Origin of the sequence: Anaeromyxobacter sp. PSR-1 (assembly GCF_000964525.1) — a bacterium.
Taxonomy (GTDB): Bacteria; Myxococcota; Myxococcia; order Myxococcales; family Anaeromyxobacteraceae; genus Anaeromyxobacter.
In genome coordinates, this window is record NZ_BAZG01000210.1 from 1 (window position 1) to 7269 (window position 7269).

The window sequence follows — 7269 nt, forward strand, 5'->3', positions numbered from 1 at the left end:
CTCGACGGCGGACGCGGTCACCACCACCGCGCCGTCCGCGGACGGCGCCGGCGGCGCGACCGGCCGCTGCTCCTCCAGCACCTTGCCGGCGCGGTCGCGGACGCGCAGCACCACCAGCGGCGGCGTCTGGAAGCCGTTCGCCGCGAGGCTCGCGTACGCGTTCACCAGCTCGATGGGCAGCACCTCGCCGGTCCCGAGCGCGAGCGTGAGGTTGCGCGGCAGCTCGGACGCGATCCCCATCCGCTTCGAGAAGCCGATGACCGCGTCCACCCCGAGCGCGTCCACCAGCTTCACCGAGACGGTGTTCTTGGAGTGGGCCAGCGCGGCGGCCAGCAGCATGGGGCCGTCGAACTGGTCCTTCTCGAAGTTGCGCGGCTTCCACTCCTTGCCGGTCCACGGGTCGCGGTAGAGGTCGGGGGTGTCGTAGACCACCGTGGCCGGGGTGAAGCGGCGCGACTCGATGGCGGCGCCCCACACGAACGGCTTCATGGCGCTGCCCGGCTGCCGCCGCGCCTGCGTGGCGCGGTTGAACTGCGACGCCTGGAAGTCGAGCCCGCCCACCAGCGCGCGCACGCCGCGGGTGGCCGGGTCGATGGCCACCAGCGCGCCCTGCACGAGCGGCGTCTGCTCCAGCGCGAGCGGCAGCGGCTTGCCGGCGGCCGCGGTGCGCGCGGCCGGCACCTTCCCCGGCACCACGCGCACGTTCACCACGTCGCCCGGCTGCACCACCGTGGACATCTTCTTCGGCGCGGCCGTGGCGGAGGTCGGGTTCCACTTGCGGGCCCAGGCGGCCTGCGCCAGCGTCACCTCGCCGCGCGCGTTGCCCAGGTCCACCACCGCGGCCCGGTCGTCCACCTCGCGCACCAGGCCGGCGTAGACGCCGCCGTCCTCCAGGCGCCGCGCGCGCGCCATGCGCGCCACGTCGCGCTCCTGCTCCGCGTCCTCGCCCGGCTCGATCTGGTCGGGGTTCACGCGCCCGAGGTCCCAGACGTACACCTCGCCCGGGCCCGGCTCGATCGCCTCGAGCCGCTTGCGCCAGAGCGGCAGCGCCGCCTCCACGCGCGGCCGGTCGAGGTGGAGGAGCGGGCCGCGCCAGCCCTGGCGCTTGTCCACGGCGCGCAGCGCGCCCTCGAGCGCGCTCTCGGCGGCCGCCTGCAGGCGCGCGTCCATGGCCACGTCCACCTGAAGCCCCTGCGTCTCGACCACCTCGGCGCCGTAGCGCTCGTCGAGGTACTTCCGGACCGCGTCGGCGTACCAGGCGCCGGGCGGATCCTCCGGCGGCGGGCGCGTGCGGATGGCGCGCGCCGACTCGGCCTCGGCCTGCGCCCGCGTGATGAAGCCCTCCTCCATCATCCGGCGCAGCACGTACCGCTGCCGCTCCTTGGCGCGGGCGGGGTGGTTCACCGGCGACCAGCGCATGGGCGACTGGATCACGCCGGCCAGCACCGCCGCCTCGCCGAGCGTGAGGTCCTTCACGCCCTTGCCGAAGTAGAAGCGGCTCGCCTCCTCCACGCCGTAGCGCCGGTGCCCGAAGTAGATCTGGTTCAGGTACAGGTAGAGGATCTCGTCCTTGGTCAGGTTCTGCTCGAGCCGCGGCGCGAGCACGAGCTCCTTCACCTTGCGCTTCACCCGCCACTCGGTGGGGAGCAGGAACGTCTTCACCACCTGCTGCGTGATGGTCGAGCCGCCGCACTTCACGCCCCCGCCCAGCAGCCCCTTGGCCGCGCAGCGCGCGATGGCGAGGTAGTTCACGCCCTCGTGCTCGTAGAAGCGCGCGTCCTCCGCCGCGAGCACCGCCTTGCGCAGCACGTCCGGGATGCCGTCGATCGGGACCACGGTGCGCCGCTCGCGGGCGAACTGGAACACCTCCTCGCCGTCGGCGCCGAACACGCGGGTGGAGACGAGCGGCGCGTAGTCCTTGAGGCCGTCGAACGCGGGCAGCTCCCGGGTCCAGGCGAGGAGCAGGCCGCCGCCGAGCAGGCCGCCGGCGAGCACGGTCAGGGCGGCGGCGCGGAGGAGCCGCTTCGACTTGCGGGAGAGGCGACGGCGCACGCGCGGCGGCTCCTCGCCCTCGGCGGCGCGGACCGCGGCGGCCGGGGGCGGTGTGGCGGGGTGGGAGGGGGTGTCCACGGCGAGGGCTCGAACGATAGCTCCCGGGGTGGCGTCCGGCAAAGCGCCGCGGCGGCGAAAGGTCATGCCCCTGGGGGAGCAGTCGGCGTGCCAGGGGCCCCATCGTCATGGAACGCCCGGCGGCGCAGCGGATTCCGTGCCGGCGTGTCCCGGCCGACACGCCGGCACGTGGCCGGGGCGACACGGCCGGGCGGGGGCGGGCGGGCGGCTACTCGGCGCCGCGCTTGATGCCGAGCGCGCGCATCTTCTTGTAGAGGTGGCTCCGCTCGAGGCCGAGGGCGCGGGCGGTGTCGGACACGCTGTCCTGGTGCGCCTCGAGGGCGGCGAGCACGATCTCCCGCTCGGCCTCCTCGACCAGCTCGTGGAACGCGGCGCCGGCGCGCAGGCGATCGCCGCGCGGGCGGCGGGCGCCGGGCAGCATCGCCACCACGTCGTCGGCGCCGATCTCCGGGCCGTCGCAGAGGATGGCGAGCCGCTCCACCAGGTTGCGCAGCTCGCGCACGTTGCCGGGCCAGTCGTGCGTCTGGAGCGCGGCGATCGCCTCGCGGCCGAGGCGCATGGCGCGGCGCCCGTTCCGCTCGCAGGCCTCGCCCAGGAAGCGCGCCGCCAGCTCGGGCACGTCCTCCTTGTGCTCGCGCAGCGCCGGCGTGTGGATGGGCACCACGTTGAGCCGGTAGTAGAGGTCCTCGCGGAAGCGGCCCGCGGCCACCTCGGCCTGCAGGTCCTTGTTGGTGGCGGCCACCACCCGCACGTCGCAGCGCAGCGTCTGCTGGCCGCCGACGCGCTCCAGCTCGCCCTCCTGCAGCACGCGCAGCACCTTCGCCTGCATGGCGGCGGGCATGTCGCCCACCTCGTCGAGGAACAGCGTCCCGCCGTCGGCCTGCTCGAACCGGCCGCGGCGGGCCGCCACGGCGCCGGTGAACGCGCCGCGCTCGTGGCCGAACAGCTCGCTCTCGATCAGCTCCGCCGGGACCGCGGCGCAGTTGAGCTTCACGAACGGCCGGTCGCGCCGCCGCGACTGCTCGTGGATGGCGCGCGCCACCAGCTCCTTGCCGGTGCCGTTCTCGCCGGTGATGAGCACGCGGCCCTCGGAGGGCGCGGTGCGCCGCACCAGGTCGAACAGCCGCTGCATGGCGGCGCCGCCGCCGATCATCTCGAGCTGGCCCGCCGCGCGGCGCAGCGCCGCGTTCTCGGCGCGCAGCGACTCGAGCGCGAGCGCGTTCTTCACCGCGACGAGCAGCTTCTCCTTCTCGGTGATGGGCTTCTCGAGGTAGTCGAACGCGCCGAGCTTGAAGGCGCTGCGCACGGTGTCGATCGAGCCGTGCCCGGACATGATCACGACGGGCAGCTCCGGGCGGGTCTCGCGTGCCTTCTGGAGCACTGCCAGCCCGTCCAGGTCGGGCATCCGCACATCCATGACCACCACATCCACCGGCAGTGCGGCGAGCTTCTCGAGCGCCTCGCGGCCCCCGGAGGCCGTCTCCACCGCGTAGCCCTCCATGGAGAGCGCGCGCGAGAGCGTGAGCTGGATGTTGCGTTCGTCGTCCACGACGAGGACCGTCGCCGGCATGCCGGGATGTTAATCCCGGATGGTTCTGCGAGAAGGAAATCCTTTGACAGCCGATCCGAATGGAGCCAATAAGCGGACGTCCCCAAGTTCCCAGACTTGTCATTTTTCGACTGGAGGTCGTCATGCGTCGTGTTCTCCTTCTCGCCCTGACCGTGTCAGGCGCCCTCGTCCTCGGCGGCTGTCCGTCGAAGCCCAAGAACGGTGAGTGCAAGACCAGCCAGGACTGCGCCGAGCAGGAGGGGTACGGCAAGGTCTGCGTCGAGGGCCGCTGCCAGGAGTGCGGCCAGGACTCCGACTGCAAGGAGGGCTTCGTGTGCCGCGCCAACGCGTGCGTTCCGAAGCCCCAGTGCGCGGCCGACACCGACTGCCCCGCCGGCCAGATGTGCCAGGGCGAGCGCTGCGTGGCCCGCGAGCCCGGCTCCTGCGCGTCCGATCGCGACTGCGGCGCCGGTGAGAAGTGCCAGGCCGGCCGCTGCGCCGCCGCCGCCCCCGAGGCGTCCGTCCCGCCCGAGTGCGCCGACACCACCGCGTTCAGCGTCCACTTCGCGTTCGACCGCTCGAACCTGACGGCCGAGTCGCAGCAGAACCTGCAGAAGCTGGCCGACTGCCTGAAGCAGGCCCCGGCGAAGCGCGTGCTCGTGCAGGGCAACTGCGACGAGCGCGGCACCGCGCAGTACAACGTCGCGCTCGGCAACCGCCGCGCCGAGGCCGCCAAGAAGTACCTGACCGATCTCGGCGTCAGCTCCACCGTGGACACGGTGAGCTACGGCGAGGAGAAGCCGGTCTGCTCCGAGGCGACCGAGGCCTGCTGGGCCAAGAACCGCCGCGACGACTTCCAGATCGAGCGGTGATCCTCCGCACCTCCATCCGGGCCGCCGCGCCGGCGCTCGCGCTCCTGCTGACCGCATGCTGGGTCCCGCTGGAGCGCGGGCGTCAGATGGAGGCGCGCCTGGACAAGCTCGAGGCGGACTCCGCCGAGCAGCAGCGGGTCGTCGCCGATCGCGTCGCCGCGGTCGATCGCAAGATCGCCGAGGTGCAGCAGAAGATCGACGAGCTGAACCGCGCCGCCCGGCGGAGCGGCGCCGATCTCGGGGTCTCCCTCCAGCGCCTGCAGGACGACTTCACGCGCGTGAAGGGCGACCTCGAGGTCGAGGCGCACCGCCTCGGGCAGGTCGAGAAGTCCGTCGCCGCCCTCTCCGACCGCACCGACAAGCGCTTCGCGGCCCTCCGCGGCCGCGGCGCGCTCGACGAGCTCGAGGCCAAGGAGCGCATCGGCACGCTCGACCGGCCGGACGACAAGGTCTCCTTCCTCGCGCTCGCGCAGAAGGAGGAGGCGACCGGCGACAAGAGCGTCGCGAAGACGCTGTACGACGAGTACCTGCGCCGCTGGCCGGCCGACGCCATGGCCCCCGAGGCCGCCTTCCGCTCCGGCGAGATCTGCATGGAGCAGAAGCGCTGGCGCGAGGCGCTGGTCGCGTACGGCTGGATCTACGAGAAGGCCCCGCGCTCCGAGCGCGCGCCCGACGCGATGCTGGGCATCGCCCGGGCCATGCTCGAGGTGGACGAGCTGAAGAAGGACGCCCCGGGCGTGCTGAAGGAGCTCGTGGCGAAGTTCCCCAGGTCGGACGCCGCCGCGCAGGCGAAGAAGCTCCAGGCCGAGCTCGCCCCGAAGAAGCCGCGCCGGAAGTAGGTTCGTTCCTCTCACCTCCCTCCGAGGTAGGTGGTACACTCCGTCCCGTTCGAGGCGGTGTTCCACCGTCCGTGGAGGGTGTGCGATGGCGAGGATGCGGATCGGCGAGCTGCTCGTGGCGCAGGGCGCCATCGACGCGGTCCAGCTCGAGAGCGCGCTCGCGCACCAGCGCCGCTGGGGCGGGCGCCTCGGCCGCAGCATCGTCAGCCTGGGCTTCCTGGGCGAGCCGGTCGTGCTCGGCGCGGTGGGTGCGCAGCTCGGGGTGCCGTTCATGGAGATCGGCGATCGGCACGTGCCGCCGGCGGTGCTCCGCCTGCTGCCCGAGAAGCTCATCCGCACCCGCAAGGTGCTGCCGCTCTCGCGCGTGAACGAGCCGCGCGGCGCGGCGGTGGTGGTGGCGCTGCCGGACCCGGCCGACCTCGGCGTCCTCGACGAGATCACGTTCGCCACCGGCCTGCGGGTCAAGCCGGTGCTGGCCGCCGAGGACGACCTCGAGCAGGCCATCGCGCGGCTGCTCGACGGCGCGACCCTCCGGCCCGGCGGCTTCGCCTACCGCCCGGACGCGCTGGACCTGCCCGAGGACACGAGCCCGCTGACGCTGCTGCGCCGCGCGGATCCGTCGAGCTACAACTGATCCACGGCGTCAGGCCACCTCGGCCTCGTCGTCGGGCTCGGGCTCGGGCGCCTCGCCGGGCGGCCGCCCCTCGTCGTGCAGGCCCCACTGGCCGATCCGCTTCATGACGGTGCTCTTGGCGATGCGCAGCTCCTTCACGACCGCCGCGCGCTTGCCGCGGTTCCGGCGCAGGGACAGGCGGATCGCCTCCCGCTCGATCTCCTCCAGCGTGAGGCCGCGCACGTAGAGCGTGTCGTCGTCGCCGCCGTCGGCGGGCGCGGCGCGGGTGTCCTCGAACGTCACCGCCGCGGGCCCGATGGCCAGCCCCTCGCCGCGGAACAGGAGCGCGCGCTGCACCACGTTCCGGAGCTGCCGGACGTTCCCGGGCCAGTCGTACGCCTCCAGCTTCGCGAGCGCCTCCTCGCTCCAGCGCAGCGCCACGCCGCGCGGCGCCGCGCGCGCCAGGAACGCCTCCGCCAGCTCCCGCACGTCCCCGGCGCGCCGCCGCAGCGGCGGGACGGTGATGGGCACCACGCAGAGCCGGTAGAACAGGTCCTCGCGGAACCGTCCGGCGCGCACCTGCGCGCGCAGGTCGCGGTGCGTGGCGGCCACGATGCGGACGCTCACCTGGATCGGCCGCGACGCGCCCACCCGCTTCACCTCGCCCAGCTCGAGCACCCGGAGCAGCTTCGGCTGCAGGTCGAGCGGGAGCTCGCCGATCTCGTCCAGGAACAGCGTGCCGCGGTCGGCCTCCTCGAAGGCGCCCTTGCGCATGCGCTCCGCGCCGGAGAACGCGCCCTTCTCGTGGCCGAACAGCTCGGACTCGATGAGCGTCTCGGCGATGGCCGAGCAGTTCACCGGGATGAACGGCCCGTCCCGCCGCGCGGAGCGCGCGTGCAGCGCGCGGGCGAACAGCTCCTTGCCGGTGCCGGTCTCGCCGAGGATGGTCACCGCCGCCTCCGAGGGGCCGACCCGCTCCACCAGCTCGAACGCCTGCCGCATGGCGCCGTCGCGCGAGAGCATCCCCTCGAACGCCTCGGCGCGGGCGGGCTCGGGCGCCTCGCGCGGCTCGAGCACGATCTCCGCGTCCCCGAGCTGCACCGCGAGGCCGAACGGCAGCTCGGCCCGCGTCACGCGCGCGCCGCTGATGAACGTGCCGTTCGTCGAGCCGAGGTCCACGAGCGCCCACCGGCCGCCGCGCGCCTCGACGCGCAGGTGGCGGGCCGAGACGAACGGGTCGTCGAGCGGCGCGTCGCAGGTCGGGTC

Annotated in this window: 6 protein-coding genes; 3 read left to right on the forward strand and 3 right to left on the reverse strand. The window is 73.7% G+C overall.

Going from position 1 to position 7269, the window contains the following annotated elements; translation table 11 throughout:
- Both PSR1_RS20320 and PSR1_RS20325 read right to left on the reverse strand, forming a co-directional pair.
- The coding region (locus tag PSR1_RS20320) for a penicillin-binding protein 1A (protein WP_237758172.1) at positions 1-2130 on the reverse strand (2130 nt) is incomplete at its 3' end.
- Positions 2131-2338: 208 nt separating this feature from the next.
- Positions 2339-3700 carry a sigma-54 dependent transcriptional regulator gene (locus PSR1_RS20325; RefSeq protein ID WP_059439216.1) on the reverse strand — a complete coding sequence of 454 codons (1362 nt, stop codon included), beginning with the start codon at positions 3698-3700 and terminating at the stop codon, positions 2339-2341.
- 152 nt (positions 3701-3852) lie between these two features.
- Between PSR1_RS20325 and PSR1_RS20330 the strand changes: the two genes are divergently transcribed.
- From PSR1_RS20330 to PSR1_RS20340, 3 genes are all read left to right on the forward strand, one after another.
- Entirely contained in the window at positions 3853-4551 is a 699-nt protein-coding gene (locus tag PSR1_RS20330; protein WP_237758173.1) for an OmpA family protein, read from the forward strand.
- Entirely contained in the window at positions 4548-5390 is an 843-nt protein-coding gene (locus tag PSR1_RS20335) for a tol-pal system YbgF family protein (RefSeq protein WP_059439218.1), read from the forward strand. The genes PSR1_RS20330 and PSR1_RS20335 overlap by 4 nt, the downstream gene beginning before the upstream one ends.
- Positions 5391-5475: 85 nt before the next feature.
- Positions 5476-6024: a general secretion pathway protein GspE gene (locus tag PSR1_RS20340; RefSeq protein ID WP_059439219.1), complete on the forward strand. Its 549-nt coding sequence runs from the start codon at positions 5476-5478 to the stop codon at positions 6022-6024.
- A gap of 9 nt (positions 6025-6033) precedes the next feature.
- Here the strand turns inward: PSR1_RS20340 and PSR1_RS20345 are convergent.
- Positions 6034-7269 (reverse strand): sigma 54-interacting transcriptional regulator (locus PSR1_RS20345; RefSeq protein WP_059439220.1); only part of this gene is annotated, 1236 nt, incomplete at its 5' end.